Genomic DNA, 19980 nt, shown 5'->3' with positions numbered 1-19980 from the left:
CGGCCGTCCGGCGCTCAGGCCGCCCCGCGGGCCCGGCCCCGGGCCAGGCCCGCCGCCGCGCCCGCCAGGCACACCGCGGCCAGGGCCACGGTCAGGGCGGTGTAGGCGTGCGCCGACGCGTGGGCGCCGGGGCCGCTCACCCGGCTGAGGAAGAGCGTGCCCAGCGTCGCGACACCGAGCAGCTGCGCGATCTGGGTGACCGTGGCCAGGAAGCCGGAGGCGTCCGCCGCGTCCTGCGGGGCTATCGTGCCCAGCGCCATCGTCAGGGTGGGGCTGAAACCGAGGCCGAGTCCGGCGCCCAGCACCAGCAGCCACACGTAGAGGCCCGCGCCGCCGTCCCCGCCGCCGCGCAGCGCCAGGCCGAGGCCCGCGAAGGACACCGCGGCGAGCAGCAGGCCGGAGCCCGCCAGCCAGGGCCGCCAGGACAACGGCAGCCGCCGCCAGTTCAGGCCCACGGCCCCGAAGGTGACCGCGGCGAAGGCGAAGGTCACCCCCGTGCGCAGGGCGCTGAAGCCGAGGCCGCTCTGCAGGTGCAGGGCGATGGCGAAGAGGAAGCCCGCGTTGGAGCCCATCGTCGCCAGGATCACCAGGCTCGCCCGCAGCATGCCGGGCGCCCGCAGCACCCGCGGGGCGACCAGCGGGGCGCCGCCGCGCCGCGCGAGCCGCATCTCCAGCAGCGCGAACACCGCGAGGAGCACCGCGCTCAGCGCCAGGCACACCCAGCCCCACAGCGGCCAGCCCTCCTCCTCCCCCAGCACCAGGGGCACGGTGAAGAGCGTCACGGCCGCGGCCAGCACGACCAGCCCCGGCAGGTCCAGGCCGCGTGCGCGGGTCCGGTCGCGCGGCGCGTCGGCGGGCAGCACCCGCGGCGCGATCAGCAGCATCGCCAGCCCGATCGGCACGTTGACCAGGAAGACCGGCCGCCAGCCGGTGCCGAAGAGGTCCGCGCTCACCAGCACGCCGCCCAGCGTCTGGCCGAGCGCCGCGCCCGACGACAGCACCGCGGAGTAGACGCTCATCGCGCGCGTCCTGGCCTCGCCGCTGAAGGTGAGCTGGAGCAGGCTCAGCACCTGCGGGATCATCAGCGCCGAACCGGCGCCCTGGACGAAGCGGAAGGCGATCAGCTCGCCGGTGGTCTGCGCCAGTCCGCACGCGAGCGAGGCCGCGGTGAAGACGGCGAGCCCGGCGACGAAGAGCCGCCGGTGCCCCAGCAGGCCGCCGAGCCGGGCCCCGGTGATGAGCAGCACGGAGTAGCTGATGGTGTAGCCCGCGATGACCAGCTGGAGCTGGGCGCCCGAGGCGTGCAGGTCGTCGCGCATGGTGGGCGCGGCCACGTTGACGATGAAGACGTCGAGCAGGGCCATGAACTGGCCCATCAGGATGGTGCCGAGCAGCAGTCCGGGCGGTGGCCCCGCGCGGCCCGAGCTGCTGGTGCCGGTATCGGGTACGGAAGCCGGCGCGGTGGCCGCGGGGCCGCGGGTGGCGCCGGTCACGGTCGCGCCGTTCGAGGTGGGAAGTGCCATGCCCCGACCCTCCGCCCGCCGGGGTACGGGTAACGAGAGCCCCGTGATCCTGGTACTGCCAGCACCTGGCAGCGGCCGGACGCGTTGGGGACGATGACCCTATGCCCCAGTCACCGGCAGCGCCTCCCGCACGGACCGGTTCACAGGCCCCCGCCGCCCCCCGGCGGGCCGGCGGCGCCCGCCGTACCGAGCTGGCGGCCTTCCTGCGCAGCCGCCGCGCCAGGATCACCCCGGAGGACGTCGGCATGGCGCCGGGCCTGCGGCGGCGCACCCCCGGGCTGCGCCGCGAGGAGGTCGCGCAGCTCGCCGGGGTCGGCGTCACCTGGTACACGTGGCTCGAACAGGGCCGCCCGATCAACGCGAGCGTCCAGGTGCTGGACGCGGTCGCCCGGGTGCTCATGCTCGACACCACCGAGTGCGAGCACCTCTACCGGCTGGCCGGCATCCCCTTCGTCCGCGAGCCGGACACCGGCACGGGCGCGGTCGGCGAGGAGCTCCAGGGCGTGCTCGACGCCCTCGACCCGCTGCCCGCGGCGATCTACAACAGCCGCTACGACGTCCGCGCCACCAACGCGACCTACCGCGCGCTGTGGCCGATGACCTCCCTCGTGGAGCGCTGGGAGCGCAACGTCCTCTACAAGCTCTTCACCGTGCCCGCGTGCTGCCAGACCTTCGTCAACAGCGCGGACGAGCTGCCCTGGATGGTCGCGCAGGTGCGGCGCAGCTACGGGCGGCACGTCGGGGAGCCCGCGTGGGAGAACTTCGTCGCCCTCATGATCAAGTCCAGCGCGGACTTCGCGCAGCTGTGGGCGAGCGGCGACGTCGCCGCTCCCGGCAAGCGCGTCAAGAGCATCCGGCACCCGGCGGTGGGCATGATCACCATGACCTCGATGTCGCTCAGCATCGACGGCATGGCCGAGCACCGCTACGTCGTCTACACGCCGGTCACCGAACAGGACCGGGAGCGGATCGAGACGCTGCGCACCACCGTCGATCCCGTCGTGGGCTGCTCCGTCCACGGGCGCCGGCTCTCCGCCCTCCTCGCCGCGCGCGAGGCCGCCGGCCGCCCCGTGAAGTGCCCCCACGAGCTGTGAGGCACCGCCCGGCCCCCGGTACGCCGCGAGGGCGGCGCTCCCCCGCCCGCGCGGGAGGGCACCGCCCCCGTTCCCTGCTGCCGTGACCTGCTCCCGGCCGCGCGCGAGGCGGAGCCGCGCAGACAAAGAAGAGGGCGAGAACGATCCGCATCCTGTGCGGATCGTTCTCGCCCTCTCGCCTGTGGAGCTACGGGGAATTGAACCCCGGACCTCTTGCATGCCATGCAAGCGCTCTACCAACTGAGCTACAGCCCCTTGCGACGTCAGAATTATAGCCGCTCGGCGGACGGGAACGAAATCGGCTTCCTGCCGCGCAGAACCGGACGTGGCGCGGGCGGGCCCCTGCGCGGGGCGGTGCCCGCCAGGGGCCGCGGCGCCGCGTCCGGTACGCGGCTCCGCGGCCAGGAGGGCGCGCCGCGCGAGGGCCTACGTGTCGTCGCCGAGGACGGGTTCGGGCAGCGTGCCCGCGTTGTGCTCCGTCAGCCGCCAGCCGCGGGCGCCCTCGCCGAGGACGGACCAGCAGCAGTTGGACAGGCCCCCGAGGGACTCCCACGTCTCGGGCGCGAGCCCGAGGAGGCGGCCGATGGTGGTACGGATCGTGCCGCCGTGGCTGACGACGACGAGGACCCCGCCGTCGGGCAGTTCGTCGGCGGCGGCCAGCACGACGGGGGCGGCCCGGTCGGCGACCTCGGTCTCCAGCTCGCCCCCGCCGCGGCGCACGGGCTCGCCGCGCTTCCACGCGGCGTACTGCTCGCCGTAGCGGCCGACGATCTCCTCGTGGGTGAGGCCCTGCCAGTGGCCGGCGTAGGTCTCCTGGAGGGCCTTGTGGTGGGTGACGGGCAGGCCGGTGAGGGCGGACAGCTCGGCCGCGGTGGCGGCGGCGCGGCTCAGGTCGGAGGCGATGATCGCGTCCGGCCTGAGAGCCGCGAGCAGCCGGGCGGCACGGCGGGCCTGGGCGACGCCGGTCCCGGTGAGCCGGATGTCGGTGGTGCCCTGGAAGCGCTGCTCCAGATTCCACTCCGTCTGGCCGTGCCGCCACAGCACGATCCTGCGGCCGCGGCCGCGGTGGCCGTTCAGCTGACGGCCCCGTCGTCGGCCGCCCCGCTGTGCTCCTTGCCCTTGCCGCGGGTGGCGACCGCGTCCTCGGGCAGCGGGATCTCGGGGCAGTCCTTCCAGAGCCGCTCCAGCGCGTAGAAGACCCGCTCCTCCGAATGCTGGACGTGCACGACGATGTCGACGTAGTCGAGCAGCACCCAGCGGCCCTCGCGCTCGCCCTCGCGGCGGACGGGCTTGGCGTCCAGCTCGTCGCGCAGCTTGTCCTCGATGGCGTCGACGATCGCCCGCACCTGGCGGTCGTTCGGGGCGGAGGCGACCAGGAAGGTGTCGGTGATGGAGAGCACGTCGCTGACGTCGTACGCGATGACGTCGTGCGCGAGCTTGTCGGCGGCCGCCTGCGCGGCGGCGCGGGTCAGCTCGATGGAACGGTCAGTGGCGGTCACGGATACGGCTTTCCGGTCGGGGGCTCTACTGTCTCCAGGGTCTCACGACCCTCCGACAGCCCCGACCGGATTTTCGACCGGGTGTCCGGTTTCCCGCCCGCGCCTTCCCGGCGCCGCGCAGGGGCGCCGGGAAGGCGCGGCCGCGTCCGCGGCCGCGGTGCCGGTCAGGAGGGGTCCGGCTGGTAGTCCTTGCCGAGCGTGACGGCGATGTCGGCGTTGGACGGCACCTTGCCCTTGGCGACCGCCGTCGGCGGCAGGCCCAGGGTGGCGGCGACGTCCTTGGCCGCCTCCAGCCGCGCGGCGTCCGCGTAGAGGATCCGCGAGGCGCTCTGCGTGGAGCCCGCCTTGCCGCCGGCGACGTAGGTGTACGTTGCGCCGTTGACGATCGCGGCCTGCGCCATCGCGGCGGCGGACTTGCTGCCGGTGGCGTCGGTGATCAGCACGCGCGGCTGTGCGGTGCCCTCGGACTGCTTGACGGTGCCGCCCAGCAGGTCCTTGACGGAGTCGGTGGCGGCGGCGCTGAGGGTGCCGTTCTTCTGGACGGGGAGCACGGTGGTGTCGTACTGCCCGGTCTTGGCGAGGTCGGCGAGCTGCGCGAGGGACGCGCCGAGCTGCTTGTCGGTGAGTGACGGGTCGAGGATCTGGCTGAGGGCCTGCACGGTCCTGGTGGCGCCGCCCGCGTCGCTCGGCATCTTCTTCAGGACCGCCTGGAAGACCTGCCCGAAGCGGGCGAGCTGCTTGGTCTGCGGCTCCCCGGGGGCCCGGTAGGTGGCGTACGCGACGGCCGCCTGCCCGGACAGCTCCTGTTTCTCGCCCTTGGCGACGACCGTCTTGCCGCTGTCCTTGCCGGTGCCCTTCACCGCGGTGTCGGTGTCGACGTAGACGTCGCCGAGCGCGTCGACCAGCAGCTCCAGGTAGGGGCTGTCCAGCCGCCAGCTGCCCTTGATGTCGGCGCCGAGCAGCGTGTTCAGGGAGTCCCGGGTCGGGCCTATGCCGTCGTCGACGGACTTGTCGAGGGTGGTGGCGCCGCCGTCGTCGGAGGTCACCGACAGGGTGTTGGGCAGCAGGACGGTGGTGCCGCGCTTCTTGGTGGCGTTGTCGACGAGCAGCGCGGTGTCGCTCGGGGCACCGTCCACCGGGATGAAGTGCACGACGATGACGTCCCGCTTCTGCGGCCCGCCCGCGGCCGCCGACGAGGCCGTCCTGTCCTTGTGCAGCCCCGGGAGCTTGCCGGCCTGCCACAGGTAGCCCGCGCCGCCGACGAGGGCGAGCACCAGCACGAGCACCAGGCCCGCCTTGCGGTTGCGGCTGCGCCGCCGGGCCTCCTCGCGCCGCTCGGTGCGCGACTCGGAGAACTTGAGCCAGTCGATGACCTCCTCCGACTGCTCGGACTCCTCGTCGACGAAGGCGAACATCTCGGTCTGGTAGCCGCCGCGCGTCTCGGACCGGTCCCGCCCGGCCTGCGGCTCGCTCTGCACGGGCGTCTGCCCGGTGTCGTACACGGGCTGCTGCCCGGTGTCGTACGCGGTGTGCTGCCCGGTGTCGTAGGCCGGCGTCCGGCCCGTCTCGTACACGGGCTGCTGACCGGTGTCGTACGCCGGCATCTGCCCGGTCTGGTACGCGGCGTGCTGACCGGTGTCGTAGGCCGCCGTCTGGCCCGTCTCGTACACGGGCTGCTGCCCGGTGTCGTACGCCGGCATCTGGCCCGTCTGGTACGCGGCGTGCTGACCGGTGTCGTAGGACTGCGGCTGTTGGGGCTGCTCGTAGTACGGCTGCTGGGGCTGCTGCGGGATGTACCCGCCGGGCTGGTGGCCGGGGCCGCCGTAGGTCTGGTAGGGGTCCTGGTACCCGGACTGCTGGGGCGGCGACTGCTGCTGCGGGGGGACGGGGCGGGCCTGCTGGACGTGCTGCCGGGGCGGCTGGGGGCGGGGGCGGCCGTACTCGTCGTAGTCGCCGTACTCGCCCTGGCCGCCGTACCCCTCGTAACCGTAGGGCTGCTGCCCGTAGTAGGGCTCCTGCCGGTTCGGGTCCCTCTCGTCGTCTTGTCCGCCCTCGGCATAGTGCCAACGGGGGTTTGCGTCGTTCACGAGGAACCCCTTCACCTGCTGTGGTTCGCGGTGCGTGTTATCCGGAGGCGTCCCGGTAGAGCGCACGCTTGTCGATGTACCGCACGACGCCGTCCGGAACCAAGTACCAGACCGGGTCGCCCTTGGCCACCCGCTGCCGGCAGTCCGTGGAGGAGATCGCCAGGGCCGGGACCTCCACGAGGGACACCCCGCCCTCGGGGAAGCCCGGGTCCGACAGCGTATGCCCGGGGCGGGTCACCCCGATGAAATGTGCGAGCGCGAAGAGCTCCTCGGCATTGCGCCAGGAGAAGATCTGCGACAGGGCGTCGGCCCCGGTGATGAAGAAGAGCTCCGCGTCGGGGTGCTCGGAGCGCAGGTCGCGCAGGGTGTCGATGGTGTATGTCGCACCCCCGCGGTCGATGTCGCTGCGGCTGACCGAGAACGTCGGATTGGACGCGGTGGCGATCACCGTCATCAGGTACCGGTCCTCGGCAGGTGACACCGCGCGCTCGCTCTTCTGCCAGGGCTGCCCGGTGGGGACGAAGACGACCTCGTCGAGGTGGAAAAGGCTCGCCACCTCGCTCGCGGCCACCAGGTGCCCGTGGTGGACGGGATCGAACGTGCCGCCCATCACACCGATGCGGCGTTTGGCGTCGGACATGGCGAGACTAGTCGCGGTTGAAGCGGGTGACCAGCCACAGCAGGATCAGCAGGGCACCGAGCGCGCCGAAGCCGGTCAGGTACGGGCTGAGGCTGGGGTGGTTGCCCCCGTTGTCCTCGGCGAGCGTGGTCAGTGCGGAGACTGCGGCGGGCGACATGTCAGCGGAACCCTTTGCGAAGTCGGGGACGGGCGGCAAGACTCTCGGCACATGGTACGGGCGCGCCCGAGGGAACTTCGCGCAGGCTCCGCGCGTCCAGCTTTGTGTACCGGTGGGCTACCAGGGGGTTGGGCCAGTATGTCCGAGTCGAACGAACCGCGGGACGACCGGGTGAGCACGGAGAAGCTGCCGGGCCGCACCCGCCGGAGATTCCCTGACATCTCGTCACGGGCCTACGAGCACCCGGCCGACCGCTCCGCCCTGGTGGCCCTGCGCAAGCTCAGCGGCTTCGACTCCGTCTTCAAGTCGCTCAGCGGCCTGCTCCCCGAGCGCAGCCTGCGGCTGCTCTTCCTGTCGGACTCCGTCCGGGTGAGCGACGAGCAGTTCGCCCACCTCAACGCGATGCTGCGGGACGCCTGCTACATCCTGGACCTGGAGAAGGTCCCGGCGATGTACGTCACGATGGATCCGCAGCCCAACGCGATGTGCATCGGCATGGACGCGCCGATCATCGTGCTGACCACCGGCCTCGTCGAGCTGCTCGACGAGGAGGAGATGCGCGCGGTCATCGGCCACGAGGTCGGCCACGCGCTGTCCGGGCACTCGGTCTACCGGACGATACTGCTCTTCCTGACCAACCTGGCACTGCGCGTCGCGTGGATCCCGCTGGGCAACCTGGCGGTGCTGGCGATCATCACGGCGCTGCGCGAGTGGTTCCGCAAGTCGGAGCTGTCGGCGGACCGCGCCGGGCTGCTCGTCGGCCAGGACCTCCAGGCGTCGATGCGCGGCCTGATGAAGATCGCCGGCGGCAACCACCTGCACGAGATGAACGTGGACGCGTTCCTCAAGCAGGCCGACGAGTACGAGGCGGGCGGCGACCTGCGCGATTCCGTCCTGAAGATCCTCAACGTTCTGCCGCGCAGCCACCCCTTCACCACCATCCGGGCCTCCGAGCTGCGCCGCTGGGCCGCCACCCGGGAGTACCAGCGCCTGATGGACGGCCACTACCCCCGGCGCACGGCCGACAAGGACGCCTCGGTCTCCGACGCCTTCCGGGAGACGGCGACGCACTACTCCGACTCGATGAAGCGCAGCAAGGACCCGCTCATGGGCCTGATACGCGACATCACCAACGGTGCGACCGACGTCGGCGGCCGGCTCCGGGACCGCTTCACAGGCTCCGGCTCCCAGGCGACCGCGGAACGCCCGGAGGGGTCAGCAGCGGACTCGCCGTCGCCGGATCCCGGGGCTCCCGGGGCTGAGGACGGGCGGCCGGAGAGCCCGCTGCCGTAGCGGCAGCGGGCGGGGAAGCCGTCGCCGTACCGGGGTCCGCGGCGGCTCCGGCGCCCGCCGTCGGGTCCACACCGGTGAGCGGGGCGCAGCGGGCGCCGGGCGGACGGGCCGTCTCGTACGGGTTGACGCCGCTGACGGCGTCGGGCGAGGAGTGGCCGGCCAGTATCGGGCTGAAGTAGCTCTCCACCTGCGCCGAGCAGGCCAGCGGGCCCGCCGTGACGTCGGAGCGCACGACCTCCAGGTGGTGCTCGCGCAGCTGGGCGTGCGTGAAGTGGAAGGCCATCCGGCGCCGGACGGTGAACAGCGACACCGGCCCGTCGGGGTCGGAGGCGTCCCGGATGGCGTAGACGTAGGTGTGGTCCGCGACGACCTCCAGCCGGCCGTCCGCCGTCCGGACGGCGGAGTACGTGCCGCGCACCCTGATGTCGTGGGTCGCCAGCTCGATGCGCTCCCCCGGATCCGGGTCGAAGCGCACCAGCCAGCCGGTGACCTCGTGCACGCCGTCCGCCTCGGGGGCGCTCAGGCTGCCGTCGAAGAGGTCGACCTGCTCGGGCTCCAGCAGCTGCTGCACGGGGCCGACGTCGCCGCCGGTGACCGTCTGCTCCTTGAGGCCGGAGTCGTCCAGGAAGCGCCGGACGGTCTCGTAGCCGGCCGTCACGTCGTCCACGTCGAAGTCACCGACGGGCGACACGTCAGCGGGCAGCGCCAGGCCCTTCTCGCGGCTGTGGAAGTCGGACCGGGCGGCGGGGGTCCCCGCGAAGGGGGCGTCCGGCGACACCGCCCGCACCGGGCCCACGGGCACCAGCGGTGTCACGGTGACCTGCAGCTCGGTACCGGAGGCCGGGGCGTGCGAGTGGTAGGGGTGGCGCACCCCCATGTACACCGCGAAGGAGAAGGCCAGCACGATGAGCAGGACCAGGGCCGCCGCCTGGCGGGCGAGCCCGCCGGGCAGCGCGTGCCGTACCCGGACCGCGCGCCCGGCCTCGTCCTGCCGCTCGCGTGCGGAGTACTCCTGGATCCGGGCAGCCCTCACGAACGATTCGTCGAAGACGACGGATCGGAATTCGTCCTCACCGCCTCCTGAGGCGCCCTCGGGCATGCCCTCAGGAGGGTCTCCAGGCCCGCTCATACCACAAGGTTATGTCCGCCGGCGCGGGAATAAACTCCCCCGTACCGGCCGAGTTGACATCGGATCAGGGCGCCGGGGCGCCGGCGACGGGCGGCAGGCTCTGCCGCCCCACCTGACTGCCGCTGGACGGCGGCGGATCGGCCGGCCGGCGTGCGCCCGCGCCCGCGCCGCGGTAGACCGCGGCGAAGGTCAGGGCGACCACTCCGATGCCCATGACCACGGCGAGGGCCCAGGCCACCGGACGGTGCCAGCGCGTGCTGCTGCCGCGGTAGGGGTGCCCCGCGGCATAGAGGGGGTCGGGGGCGAGATCCGCCTCGCCGTCCAGTTCGGGGACGTCATGGCGGGTGGTCCCGCGCCGCCCGGGCCAGCCGGGCGCTGCTGCGGGACCTTCGGCGACGGCGAGCATCCGTTCCCGGGCCGTGGGCTCGTGGAACAGGGCAGACCGTACGAATTCTTCGTCGAGGACTACGGAGGCGAACTCGTCATCGTCCGGCATCTGTCCAGAGTAATGCGGAAGTTGGCCTTTTGGGCAGGGGAATCCGGGCCGCCCGTGGGCCGCCCGTGCACCCGGACGGCCCAGTGCGCGGCCCCGTTGCGGCCGCCGCAGCTCAGCGGATGTGGCCGTCGCCGGTGACGACGTACTTGGTGGACGTCAGCTCCGGCAGGCCCATGGGCCCGCGCGCGTGCAGCTTCTGGGTGGAGATGCCGATCTCCGCGCCGAAGCCGAACTGGCCGCCGTCCGTGAAGCGCGTCGAGGCGTTCACGATCACCGCGGCCGCGTCGACCAGCTGGGTGAAGCGCCGGGCCGCGGGCTGCGAGCCCGTCACGATCGCCTCGGTGTGGCCCGAGGACCACCGCCGGATGTGCGCGACCGCGTCGTCCAGCGACTCCACCACCGCGGCGGCGATGTCGTACGACAGGTACTCCGTCTCCCAGTCCTCCGCGGTGGCCGCCACCACGGTGGCCTTGCTGCCCGACTCCTCCGCGACGGCCAGCACCCGCGGGTCGCCGTGCACGGTGACGTCCGCGTCGGCGAGCGCGTCCAGCGCCCGCGGCAGGAAGCGGTCGGCGATGTCGCGGTGCACCAGCAGCGTCTCGGCGGCGTTGCAGACGCTCGGGCGCTGGGCCTTGGAGTTGACCAGGATGTCCACCGCCATGTCGAGGTCGGCTCCTGCGTCGACGTACACGTGGCAGTTGCCCGTGCCCGTCTCGATCACCGGAACGGTCGAGCCCTCGACGACGGTGCGGATGAGCGAGGCGCCGCCGCGCGGGATCAGCACGTCCACCAGGCCGCGGGCGCGCATCAGCTCCGTGACGGACTCGCGCGACTCACCGGGCACGAGCTGGACGGCGTCCGCCGGCAGGCCCGCGCCCTCGACCGCCTCCCGCAGCACCTCGACCAGGGCGGCGTTCGAGGAGTACGCCGAGGACGAGCCGCGCAGCAGCACCGCGTTGCCCGACTTCAGGCACAGCGCCGCGGCGTCCACGGTGACGTTCGGCCGGGCCTCGTAGATGATGCCGACGACTCCGAGGGGGACGCGGACCTGGCGCAGCTCCAGGCCGTTCGGCAGCGTGGAGCCGCGCAGCACCTCGCCGACCGGATCGGGCAGGCCGGCGACGTGCGCGACGTCGGCGGCGATCGCCTCGATCCGCTCCTCCGTGAGGGTCAGGCGGTCGATGATCGCCGGGCTCGTCCCGGCCTGCGCCGCGCGGTCCACGTCGTCGGCGTTGGCGGCCACGATGTCCGCCGCCTTCGCACGGAGGGCGGCGGCGATCGCCAGCAGGGCGGCGTCCTTCGCCGCGCGCGGCAGCGGGGCCAGCTCCGCCGCTGCGGCCTTCGCGCGGGTTGCCGCGCGGATGACGGGGGACTCTTCGCCTGGCGTCAGCGCATCCATGCGTGCAGGGTACTGAATCCGCCGGGGCCGGTGCCCCGCCGCCCAGCCGCTGGGACGGCGCCCGCCGGCCGCGCCCCGGTGCACCCGCCGGCGCGGCCGCAGCCCCCGCGGCGGGGGTCAGAACGGGTGGACCCCCGCCGGGACGGGCGAGGGCACCGCGCCGGCGGCAAGGCGCTGCTGGTAGGTCACCCGGTCGATGACCTCCAGCCCCACCGTCTCCCACGGGGGCAGCCCCGCGGAGGAGCGGTGCTCACCCCACAGCCGCAGGGCGAGGGCGGCGGCGTCGTGGACGTCCCTCGCCTCCTCCCAGTAGCGGACCTCCGCGTGGTCCGGGGCGTAGCGGCTGGTGAGCAGGAAGGGGTGGTCGTTCGCGAGCTGTTCGAGGCCGCGCCGCAGCTCCGGCAGGGGGGTGCGGGGGCCCGCGACGCTGAGTGTGACGTGCCACAGCCGTGCGGCGGGCCGTTCCTGCGGGCGGGCCTGGTGCGGCACCACGTGGCCGTCCGGTGCCGCGCGGTCGACGCTGACCAGCGCGCGTTCCGTCGGCGTCCTGGTCAGTTGCCCTGGGCGCCCTCGTTTCACCGGCGGCCTCCCTGTGGGTTGCGCCCGCCGCCGCCGGTCCCGCCGGTGTGGCGGGAGCGGCGGCAGGGACGTACCTGCGCATCGCGTCCTCATCAAAGTTGACCAGGCTCCGGCAGGACGCGGGGGCGTTTTCGGCAAGAAGCCCCGGACGAGATCAGCTCGTGCGTCCCTGGCGCCGCAGCAGTACCAGGTCGTCGCGGTGCACGACCTCCCGCTCGTAGGCGGGTCCGAGTTCCGCCGCGAGCTCGCGGGTGCTGCGGCCGAGCAGCCGGGGCAGCTCGCGGGCACCGTAGTTGACCAGGCCGCGGGCGACGGCGGCGCCCGACTCGTCCAGCAGGTCGACGGGGTCGCCCGCGGCGAAGTCGCCCTCGACGCCGGTGAGCCCGGCGGGCAGCAGCGAGCTGTGCCGCTGGGTGACCGCCCGGACGGCACCGGCGTCCAGCCGCAGCGAGCCGCGCGGGGCGGAGGCGTGGGCGAGCCACAGCAGCCGGTCGGCGGAGCGCTTGCCGGTGCGGTGGAAGTGGGTGCCGGTGGGGCGGCCGGCGAGGGCGTCGGCGGCGTGCACGGCGGAGGTGAGGACGACGGGCACGCCCGCCCCGGTGGCGATGGCCGCGGCCTCGACCTTGGTGACCATGCCGCCGGTGCCGACGCCGGAGCGGCCGGCGCTGCCGATGGAGACGCCCTCCAGATCGGCCGGGCCCCTGACCTCGCCGATGAGGGAGGTGCCGGGGGTGCGCGGGTCGCCGTCGTAGAGGCCGTCGACGTCGGAGAGCAGCACCAGCAGGTCGGCCCGTACGAGGTGGGCGACGAGGGCGGCGAGCCGGTCGTTGTCGCCGAAGCGGATCTCGTCGGTGGCGACGGTGTCGTTCTCGTTGACGACCGGCAGCGCGCCCATCGCGAGCAGCTGGTCCAGCGTGCGGTAGGCATTGCGGTAGTGGGCGCGGCGGCTGACGTCGTCGGAGGTCAGCAGCACCTGGCCGACCCGGATGCCGTAGCGCGCGAAGGAGGCGGTGTAGCGGGCGACGAGCAGGCCCTGGCCGACGCTGGCGGCGGCCTGCTGCCGGGCCAGGTCGCGCGGCCTGCGGGGCAGGCCGAGGGGGGCGAGCCCGGCGGCGATGGCGCCGGAGGAGACGAGGACGACCTCGCGCTCCTCGCGGGCCTTGGCCAAGACGTCGACGAGGGCGTCCACCCGGTCGGCGTCCAGCCCGCCGGAGGCCGTGGTCAGCGAGGACGAGCCGACCTTCACCACGACCCTGCGGGCGTTCACCACGTCCTGCCGTGCCGCCGTCGTCACCTGCGTCCGTCCCTCGGGTCGTCCGTTCCGCCGCACCCAGTGTGGCCCGAAATCCGCGGCGGCCCCTCATCATCTCGGCCAGCGAGACGCGGAGGGAGCGGGAAAGGGATCTACGATGGGCACGGGCCGTGTCCGGTCCGACACGCACGGCAGTGCGACCAGCGGAGGAGAAGTCATGCGGGAGCTCGCCGTCCCCGGCGCCTGGGTGCACGAGCCGAAGGTCTTCCACGATGCGCGGGGAAGCTTTCACGAGTGGTTCACCGAGGGCGACTTCCTCGCCGCCGCGGGCCACCGGCTGCGGCTGGCGCAGGCCAACTGCTCGGTGTCGGCGCGCGGCACGCTGCGCGGTCTGCACTTCGCCGACGTGCCGCCGGGCCAGGCCAAGTACGTGAAGTGCGTGCGCGGCGCCGTCCTGGACGTGGTCGTCGACATCCGCACGGGCTCGCCGGACTTCGGCCGCTGGGACGCGGTGCGGCTGGACGACGCCGAGCACCGCGCCGTCTACCTGTCGGAGGGCCTGGGGCACGCCTTCATGGCGCTCACCGACGACGCCACCGTGGTCTACCTGTGCTCGGAGGGATACGCGCCGAGCCGCGAGCACGGCGTCCACCCGCTGGACCCGGCGCTCGGCATCGGCTGGCCGCAGGACGTGCCGCCGCTGCTGTCGGAGAAGGACGCGGCGGCCCCCACCCTCGCGCAGGCGCGGGAGCAGGGGCTGCTGCCGTCGTACGCGGCCTGCCGGGGCTACGTCGACGAGCTGCGCGCCGCGGTCGCCTCCGCCGGCGCCGCCGCGGGCTGATCCGGCGGCCCGGCGCGGTTCCCGGCGCGCGGGGCGAGGGCCAGGGCGGCGACGGGCAGCGTGAGCACGCCGAGGATCAGCGAGGCGGACATGTACCGCCACAGCGGCGAGGGGTTCGCGACCAGCACGGTGAGCTGGAGCCCGAGCGGCAGGACGGCGAGCGCGAGCAGCACCGGGCGCCGCCGCCGCACCGCCGCCAGCAGCACGACCAGGTAGCCCAGGTAGGTCCAGTTCACCCCGCGCCACACGGCAGGCTGGAGGTGGTGCCGCCCGCTGTGCCGGAGCAGGCCGACGGCCAGGTGGTTCAGCCGGTACGACAGCGGGCGCGGATAGAGGCTGCCGCCGTACGGGACGCTGCGCGCGGAGTCGTGCCCGGCCGCGTGCCACCGGTCGAGGGCCTTGCGGGACGAGGGCGCGTAGAGGCCGGTGTGGGTGCCGAAGGGCTTCCACGCGATGTCGGCGCGGCACAGCCGTGCGTGCACGACGAGCCCGGGGGTGCGCTTGAGGACGCGGAACCACAGGTCCATCAGCCGGCCGTTGATCTGCCCCGCCCGGCGGCGGTCCATGGGTCTGCGCATCAGCGCGTCGGCCTCGTGGCAGTCGGCTCCCGGCCCCGCCCAGTGCGACAGCGGCGCGACCTCCCGCATGACGGCCAGGTCGGCGGGGGTGAAGGTGTCCGGGCGCTCCCCGTACGCGACGCCGATGTCGGCGTAGTTGAAGGCGTACGCCTCGTCCGCGCGCGGCTTCTGCACGCCGAGCGCCGAGTAGACGACGCCGTTCAGCAGCAGGGTGGTCACCAGCGGTACGGCGACGGCGAGCGCGATCCGGCGCCGCATGCCCCGCAGCAGCGGCACCAGCAGCACGCCGGCGCACAGCAGCACGGGGAAGCCGTTGTTGCGGAAGAGGCCGATGCCCAGGAAGCCCGCCGCGAGCACCAGGGTGTCGCGGCGCAGCCCCCGGTCCGCGGGCAGCGGGCCGTCCGCCGCGAGCCGGCGGGCGGTGAGCGAGACGAGCGCGCCGAAGGCGGCCACCGCGGCCACCGCGAAGGCGACGTCCTTCCACACGTAGACCACGAAGCTGCCGGTGGACGGCAGCAGCACGGCCAGCAGGGCGGCGGGCGCGCTCCACCGCCCGCGCACACCGAGCGCGCGCAGCGCGTGGCAGGTGTAGCCGAGAGCCGCGGCGGCGGCGGCCGTCTGGAGCAGCGTCAGGGCCGCGACCCCGCCGGTGAGGTGCAGCGACAGCCATTCCAGGGCGTCGTAGGCGACGGAGTGGTCGGAGCGCCAGGGCCCGGCCGTCACCTCGTAGGTGTACGTGACGCTGTCCGCGCTGGCCCTGGCGGGGTAGAAGGCGGCCCACCACAGCAGGAGCACGGCCTGGCACGCGGCGTAGACGGCGACGGGCAGCCGCAGCCGGGGCGGTGTACGCAGCAGCGGCGCGGCGAGGCGGCGCAGGGCGGGTGCGGTCATGAGGCGGAGGAGGACCGGGAGGAGGTGCCGGCCGGCCCGGCGGGCGCCGGCGGTGCCGGGCGAACGGTGCGGTCCGGGCGGCGCACGGGTGCGAAGGCGTGCCCGGTCAGGCTGCGCGCGGCGCCGAAGCGGCCGTGCCGCAGCGCGCGCGGGACCATGGTCAGGGCGTGCAGCCGGGTGGTCACGTGGCGCCGGGCGACGCGGGAGGCGCGGTGCCAGCCCGCGGCGTCGCAGTCTGCGGCGGCGCCCAGCAGATAGCGGCGGATCTCGGCGAAGCGGGTGCCGGAGAACGCCTGGACGGACGACTCGCTCAGCGCGTGCCGCCGGTAGTCGAAGCAGACCTCGGGATCGGTGACGAGTTCCTCGCCGCGCAGCAGCAGCTCCATGACGAGGGCGAGGTCCTGGACGACCGTGAGGTCCTCCCGGAAGCCCACCTCCTTGAGGGTGCGCGAGCGCCAGCACATCGCCGGGAAGTAGAGCCAGTTCCCGCGCAGCAGGCTCACCGCGAGCGGTTCGCCGGAGTGCCGGTGGCGCCCGGTGCGGGCGGGCGGGCCGACACGCTTCTTCGCGGCGTCCACCAGCGTCCGCACCGGCTCGCCCGCACCGTCCACGACCCGTACGCCCGGCTGGTACATCGCGGCGCCCGGCACGGCCTTTGCCGCCGCCCGCATCACGGCCACGTACGTGGGCCACATCAGGTCGTCGCAGCCCATCAGCACCGCGAGGTCGTGCTCGACGAGGTCGACGCAGCGGCGGAAGTTGCCGGTGATCCCGAGGTTGACGGGATTGCGCAGGTAGCGGACCCGGGAGTCGCCGAGCCCGGCGAACCACTCGGGCACGCCGGGCTCGCTGCCGTCGTCGACGACCGTCAGCCGCCAGTGCGGGTCGGTCTGCGCCTGCACGCTGCGCACCGCCTGCCGCATCAGCTCCGGGTCGCCGTAGTACGGCAGCATGATGTCAATCGTGGTCACCGGGAGCGGTCCCTTCACAGGTGTGCGGTGCGGGCGGGGCGCCGGCCGGTACGTACGCGGCCCCCTCCGGGCGGTGCGCGCTGCGCAGGGCCTGGTCGCGGGCCAGCTCCGTGAGCCGCTGCTCCAGGGCGCGGAAGCGCAGGTAGGTGTTGAGGGCGAGCCCGGTGACGCCGACGACCAGGAGGTACAGGACGAGATCGGTGCCGCGCCCCACGCCGAGCAGGTGCGCGGCGCGCGTGGTGTCCTGGGGGCGGAGCACCGCGTAGGCGTTGAGGAGGCAGAAGGCCAGAAAGGCCAGGCGTTTCCAGGCGCGGACCCCCGCCGTGTGCCAGCGGCGCGCGAAGAGCACCAGCATCACCGCGACGGCGCCGATCAGGACCAGCTGGATGAGCATGGTCAGCTTCTCCGGCGGTTCAGGGAGAGGTCGAAGAGGATGGTGACGCCGTTGATGAGCGACTGCCCCTTGGCCCGCGAGTAGTCGGTGTAGCGGACGTCGACGGGGGCCTCGACGACGGGCAGCCCGGAGCGGGCGAGGAAGCCCGTGATCTCGGAGGCGTGCGCCATGCCGTTCATCGTGATGTCCAGCCGGGAGGCGGCGTCCCGGCTGAGGACCCGCAGCCCGTTGTGCGTGTCGGACAGCCGCAGCCTGCGCGCGGTGGGGCTGACGGCCGCGGCGGTGCGCAGCACGATGCGCTTGAGCCGGGGCACCTCGCCCCGCTCCCGCAGGAAGCGGGAGCCGAGGACGGCGCCGGCACCGCTCTCGCGGGCCAGCGCGACCATCGCGAGGGCGTCCTCGACGCGGTGCTGCCCGTCGGCGTCGAAGGTGACGAAGTAGCGGGCGCCGGGCTGCGCGAGCGCGTAGTCGATGCCCGTCTGGAGGGCCGCGCCCTGGCCCAGGTTGACGGGGTGCCGCACCAGGTGGGCGCCGGACTCGGCTATCCGGGCCGCCGAGCCGTCCGTGCTGCCGTCGTCGACACAGACGACGTGCGGGAAGGTCCGCCGCGCCTCGGTGATCACGTCCGCGATGACCCGCGCCTCGTTGAAGACCGGGATCACGAGCCAGACGTCCTCGGCGCGCTCCCCCGCTAACAACGGCTTCGTGACAACTGCCGTCATTCCCGCAGCCTTTCGTGTTGCTCCCGCGCTGACAGGCCCGGCGCGCGCGCCTGCCGTGTCCGCGCGAACGCCTCACTCGGTCTGACGGACGAGCCCCCTTCGCGGTTGCGTCCAGGTGACGTACGCCATGCCTGCGAGTAGCGCCTCGGTGACCGCGGCGCCGACGGCGTAGGCGATCTCCACCCGGTCGCGCACCGCGACGGGGGCGGCCGTCACGAGGAGCAGCGCGGCGATGCCGCAGGTCCAGGCGGCGAGCTGGCGCCGGTGGCCGCCCATCGTCTGGAGCACCTGGCCGTGCACGGAGGCCAGCATGTAGAGCAGCGTGCCGCCGGACAGCCACGCGAAATCGGCCGCGCCCAGCAGATGCGGCGAGCCGAACAGCCGCGGCACCAGCCACGGCCCGGCGACGACCGCGGCCAGGCCGCCCACTCCGCCCAGCAGCAGGGTGAACGCCGTGGTGCGCAGCAGCAGCTGACGGAAGGTCGCCCGGTCCCCCGCGGCGACCGCGGAGGACAGCCCGCGCAGCAGCGACGCCTGGAGCGAACCGAAGACGAACAGCGGTACGCGCGCGAGCACCACGGCCGACAGCAGGGCGGTGATGAACGCCGTGTCCTCGGCGCTGAGGAGCTTCGCGCTCACCACGGAGGCGTTGACGAGCGCCTGCGCCAGCAGCGTGGAGGGCACGAGCGCGGCCAGACCGGTGGCGAGCGCGCGCCACGGCAGCCGCTCCCCGCCCGCCCACGAGCCCGCCGCCCGTACCACCGCCGGGCCGGTGACCAGCACCGACACCAGCGTCGGCAGCGCCAGTATCGCGGCGTACGGCAGCACGGTGCGGACGTGCGCGAGCGCGAGCAGCACCGACAGCACGACCCGCAGCGTCCCGTCCAGGGCGAGCTGGAAGCCGTACGCGCGGAAGCGGCCCGTCCCGGCGAGCACCCCCCGGGTGACGTGCGCCACCGACAGCCCGGCGAAGGCCGCGCACAGCGCGCCGACCAGCGCGAGGTCGCCGTCGAAGAGCCGGCCGGCGAGCGGCCGGGCCAGCACGGCGGACAGCGCGCACACCGCCGCGAGGAGCAGCAGCGAGGTGCCGAGCCCGCGGCGCAGCACCGGCGCGACCCGGCCGCCGGCCACGACACGCGCCGCGACCAGCCGGGTGATCTCCTGCTCGACCGGGAAGAACAGCCCGAGCCCCACGGAGAAGACCAGCGTCCACAGCACGCTCAGCCCGGCCATCCGGTCCGCGCTGAGGACGTGCCCGGCGACCGCGAGCTGCACGTATCCGGCCAGCCCGAGCACCGCGGTGCCCGCGCCGACCAGCGCGGTGCCGGGCGGAAGCATCGCGACCGCGCCGCGCACCAGCCGCGCGGGCGAGGCCCGCACCGCGGTGCGGGTCCCCGCGCCGGGCTCGGCCTCCGTCTCCGTGCCGTCAGCCATCGGCCGCCGCCCGCAGCCCGTCGAAGGCGTCGGCCAGCGCCGCCCGCCAGTCCCGGATCGGCTCCAGCCCCGCCGCCCGCCAGCGGTCGTGCCCGAGCACGCTGTACGCGGGGCGGGGCGCGGGGCGCGGGAAGGCGGCGGTCGTGGTGGGCCGCACCCGGCCGGGGTCGGCGCCGAGCAGCCGGAAGACCTCGCGGGCCAGGCCGTACCAGGTCGTCTCGCCACCGCTGGTGCCGTGGTAGATCCCGGCGGGGGCGGTGCCGGCGAGCGCCGCGCCGCCGAGCCGGACGAGGCGGTCGGCGAGGTCGGCGGTCCAGGTGGGCTGGCCGCGCTGGTCGTCGACGACGTCGACGGTCGGGTGGCTGCGCTCCAGCCGGATCATCGTCCGCACGAAGTTCGCGCCGCCCGCCCCGTACAGCCACGCGGTGCGCACGACGTAGCCGGTGTCCGGCGCGGCGGCGAGCACCGCGCGCTCCCCCGCGAGCTTGCCGCGGCCGTACGCGCTGCGCGGGGCCGGCGCGGCGTCCTCGGCGTAGGGGGCGGTGGCGTCGCCGGGGAAGACGTAGTCGGTGGACAGGTGCAGCAGCCGGACCCGCGCGGCGGCGCACGCCTCGGCGAGCCGCGCGGGGCCGTCGCCGTTGGCCCGCAGGGCGTCGGCCTCGTGCGCCTCGGCGTCGTCGACGGCCGTCCAGCCGGCGCAGTTGACGACGACGGCCGGGCGGTGCGCGGCGAGCGCGGTGCGGACCGCGGCGGGGTCGGTGACGTCCAGCGCCGCGCGGTCCAGCCCGACGGGGCGGGCGCCGGGCTCGGCGCGCAGCCGGGCCAGCACGTCCTGCCCGAGCATGCCGCCCGCCCCGGTGACGAGCCAGCAGCGGGTGCCCGCACCCGCCCCGGAGGCCTCGCGTGCGTCGCTCACCGCCGCCTCCCCGTTCGCTTCTCCGCCCGCTCGGCGACCCCGCGCCCCGCCCCCACCCCCGGGCCCGGAGGCCTCGCGTGCGTCG

General features: G+C 74.3%; 19 protein-coding genes and 1 tRNA gene. 3 read left to right on the top strand and 17 right to left on the bottom strand.

Annotation, left to right across the window (positions count from 1 at the left end; translation table 11 throughout):
- Positions 1-14: 14 nt before the first annotated feature.
- Positions 15-1523, bottom strand: a complete 1509-nt coding sequence (locus ACH4SE_RS10655; protein WP_398542950.1) for an MFS transporter — start codon at positions 1521-1523, stop codon at positions 15-17.
- 101 nt (positions 1524-1624) lie between these two features.
- On the opposite strand from ACH4SE_RS10655, the gene ACH4SE_RS10650 reads away from it, so the two are divergent.
- Positions 1625-2617, top strand: coding sequence for a helix-turn-helix transcriptional regulator (locus ACH4SE_RS10650; RefSeq protein ID WP_398542949.1), 993 nt, complete (start codon positions 1625-1627; stop codon positions 2615-2617).
- Between the two features lie 182 nt (positions 2618-2799).
- Here the strand turns inward: ACH4SE_RS10650 and ACH4SE_RS10645 are convergent.
- The 6 genes from ACH4SE_RS10645 to ACH4SE_RS10620 form a co-directional block, all read right to left on the bottom strand.
- Positions 2800-2872: transfer RNA gene (locus ACH4SE_RS10645), tRNA-Ala, on the bottom strand.
- 171 nt (positions 2873-3043) lie between these two features.
- Positions 3044-3694: a histidine phosphatase family protein gene (locus ACH4SE_RS10640; protein ID WP_398543198.1), complete on the bottom strand. Its 651-nt coding sequence runs from the start codon at positions 3692-3694 to the stop codon at positions 3044-3046.
- A complete protein-coding gene (gene rsfS, locus ACH4SE_RS10635) occupies positions 3691-4116 on the bottom strand; it encodes a ribosome silencing factor (protein ID WP_398542948.1) in 426 nt (141 codons plus the stop codon). The genes ACH4SE_RS10640 and rsfS overlap by 4 nt, the downstream gene beginning before the upstream one ends.
- A 164-nt stretch (positions 4117-4280) precedes the next feature.
- Positions 4281-6203 carry an LCP family protein gene (locus ACH4SE_RS10630; protein WP_398542947.1) on the bottom strand — a complete coding sequence of 641 codons (1923 nt, stop codon included), beginning with the start codon at positions 6201-6203 and terminating at the stop codon, positions 4281-4283.
- Between the two features lie 37 nt (positions 6204-6240).
- Positions 6241-6843 carry a nicotinate-nucleotide adenylyltransferase gene (gene nadD / locus ACH4SE_RS10625; RefSeq protein ID WP_398542946.1) on the bottom strand — a complete coding sequence of 201 codons (603 nt, stop codon included), beginning with the start codon at positions 6841-6843 and terminating at the stop codon, positions 6241-6243.
- A gap of 7 nt (positions 6844-6850) precedes the next feature.
- Complete coding sequence (locus tag ACH4SE_RS10620) at positions 6851-7000, bottom strand: hypothetical protein (RefSeq protein ID WP_398181714.1); 150 nt, start codon at positions 6998-7000, stop codon at positions 6851-6853.
- Positions 7001-7138: 138 nt separating this feature from the next.
- Between ACH4SE_RS10620 and ACH4SE_RS10615 the strand changes: the two genes are divergently transcribed.
- Positions 7139-8293 carry a M48 family metallopeptidase gene (locus ACH4SE_RS10615; protein WP_398542945.1) on the top strand — a complete coding sequence of 385 codons (1155 nt, stop codon included), beginning with the start codon at positions 7139-7141 and terminating at the stop codon, positions 8291-8293.
- Between the two features lie 1193 nt (positions 8294-9486).
- Here ACH4SE_RS10615 and ACH4SE_RS10610 read toward each other — a convergent pair.
- The 4 genes from ACH4SE_RS10610 to proB form a co-directional block, all read right to left on the bottom strand.
- Entirely contained in the window at positions 9487-9918 is a 432-nt protein-coding gene (locus ACH4SE_RS10610) for a hypothetical protein (RefSeq protein WP_398542944.1), read from the bottom strand.
- A 112-nt stretch (positions 9919-10030) separates the two neighbouring features.
- Positions 10031-11317, bottom strand: a complete 1287-nt coding sequence (locus ACH4SE_RS10605; RefSeq protein ID WP_398542943.1) for a glutamate-5-semialdehyde dehydrogenase — start codon at positions 11315-11317, stop codon at positions 10031-10033.
- Positions 11318-11434: 117 nt separating this feature from the next.
- The gene (locus tag ACH4SE_RS10600) at positions 11435-11896 is read right to left on the bottom strand and encodes a hypothetical protein (protein WP_398542942.1); all 462 of its coding nucleotides are present in this window, start codon (positions 11894-11896) and stop codon (positions 11435-11437) included.
- Positions 11897-12050: 154 nt separating this feature from the next.
- Positions 12051-13166: a glutamate 5-kinase gene (gene proB / locus ACH4SE_RS10595; protein WP_398543197.1), complete on the bottom strand. Its 1116-nt coding sequence runs from the start codon at positions 13164-13166 to the stop codon at positions 12051-12053.
- A 199-nt stretch (positions 13167-13365) separates the two neighbouring features.
- On the opposite strand from proB, the gene rfbC reads away from it, so the two are divergent.
- On the top strand, positions 13366-13989 hold the full coding sequence (rfbC, locus tag ACH4SE_RS10590; RefSeq protein WP_398542941.1) for a dTDP-4-dehydrorhamnose 3,5-epimerase: 624 nt from the start codon (positions 13366-13368) through the stop codon (positions 13987-13989).
- Here rfbC and ACH4SE_RS10585 read toward each other — a convergent pair.
- The 6 genes from ACH4SE_RS10585 to rfbD form a co-directional block, all read right to left on the bottom strand.
- Complete coding sequence (locus ACH4SE_RS10585) at positions 13935-15458, bottom strand: DUF6020 family protein (protein ID WP_398542940.1); 1524 nt, start codon at positions 15456-15458, stop codon at positions 13935-13937. The genes rfbC and ACH4SE_RS10585 overlap by 55 nt on opposite strands.
- Positions 15455-16429, bottom strand: a complete 975-nt coding sequence (locus ACH4SE_RS10580) for a glycosyltransferase family 2 protein (protein ID WP_398542939.1) — start codon at positions 16427-16429, stop codon at positions 15455-15457. Before ACH4SE_RS10580 ends, ACH4SE_RS10585 begins: the two co-directional genes overlap by 4 nt.
- The gene (locus ACH4SE_RS10575) at positions 16416-16823 is read right to left on the bottom strand and encodes a DUF2304 domain-containing protein (RefSeq protein WP_398542938.1); all 408 of its coding nucleotides are present in this window, start codon (positions 16821-16823) and stop codon (positions 16416-16418) included. The genes ACH4SE_RS10580 and ACH4SE_RS10575 overlap by 14 nt, the downstream gene beginning before the upstream one ends.
- A gap of 2 nt (positions 16824-16825) precedes the next feature.
- Complete coding sequence (locus tag ACH4SE_RS10570) at positions 16826-17545, bottom strand: glycosyltransferase family 2 protein (RefSeq protein WP_398542937.1); 720 nt, start codon at positions 17543-17545, stop codon at positions 16826-16828.
- Positions 17546-17617: 72 nt separating this feature from the next.
- Complete coding sequence (locus ACH4SE_RS10565) at positions 17618-18979, bottom strand: lipopolysaccharide biosynthesis protein (RefSeq protein WP_398542936.1); 1362 nt, start codon at positions 18977-18979, stop codon at positions 17618-17620.
- The gene (gene rfbD, locus ACH4SE_RS10560) at positions 18972-19895 is read right to left on the bottom strand and encodes a dTDP-4-dehydrorhamnose reductase (protein ID WP_398542935.1); all 924 of its coding nucleotides are present in this window, start codon (positions 19893-19895) and stop codon (positions 18972-18974) included. Before rfbD ends, ACH4SE_RS10565 begins: the two co-directional genes overlap by 8 nt.
- Positions 19896-19980 lie beyond the last annotated feature (85 nt).

Origin of the sequence: Streptomyces sp. NPDC020983 (genome assembly GCF_044333485.1) — a bacterium.
Classification (GTDB): domain Bacteria; phylum Actinomycetota; class Actinomycetes; order Streptomycetales; family Streptomycetaceae; genus Actinacidiphila.
Note: the sequence above shows the minus strand (reverse complement) of the source record. Positions and strands in the feature narration are given on the sequence as shown.